General features: G+C 71.9%; 1 protein-coding gene. It reads right to left on the reverse strand.

All coding sequences use genetic code 11. The features are described 5' to 3' along the window. Positions 1-416: 416 nt before the first annotated feature. On the reverse strand, positions 417-551 hold the full coding sequence (locus tag ACFWX1_RS36895) for a hypothetical protein (protein WP_378394445.1): 135 nt from the start codon (positions 549-551) through the stop codon (positions 417-419). Positions 552-764: the final 213 nt, after the last annotated feature.

Consider the following 764-nt stretch of genomic DNA (forward strand, 5'->3'; position numbering starts at 1 on the left):
TGCCGTTGTGTGTTTTGGGGTTCGATCTCCACGTGGGAGTGGTGGGCGTGTTACGCGGGGGGGGGGGGGGGGGGGGGGGGGGGGGGGGGGGCGGTCGGGGGGGCGCCCCGGCCCCCGAGACAGCAGAGCACGAGGGCGGACAGCACACGCCCGGTGCGGGAGAGCGTTGGTCTGTTCATGATCACAGCAGACCACCGGCGGCCCGGAAGAGCGCCCGGAACCCCACGGACGAGTCGCCCGATGACCCCCTTCGGGTGGCCTTTTCACCCTGCGATTACCCAGCCGCACCCACGGTTTGCCGAGCCGCGCGAGCCGAGGGACGCCCTGGGTGCGGTGGGCGCACCGAGGGACGCCCTTGTCGCGCTGAACGCACCGAGGGCGTCCCTCGGCACGCGGCCGGTTCCCCGGTGAGACGACTAGGCGGGCTCGCGGCGAGCGCACGTCCCGAACGACGCGTAAAGGACGCTCAGTGTCCCGAACGCGTCGTTCACGACACCGCTCGATGTGGCGGCCGCGCAGGGCTGGTCGGCGTGCCGGTCGAGTCGTGGCACTGAAGACGCCTTCAGCGCCACGGCGCCGGACGGTGGGCCGCCGGGGCATGTCCCGAACGCTCCGATCCGGACGTTGAACGTCCCGAACGCGTCGTTCGCGGCGTGCACACGACCGCCGGACCGCACCCGCTTTCACCCGTCACACCAGCCCCACCGCGCGGCAAATGCCGTGAAGGCCTCCTTCACGGCGTTCAACGCCCAGAACGACGCCAT

It is taken from the genome of Amycolatopsis sp. NPDC059021 (assembly GCF_042739895.1).
GTDB lineage: Bacteria > Actinomycetota > Actinomycetes > Mycobacteriales > Pseudonocardiaceae > Amycolatopsis.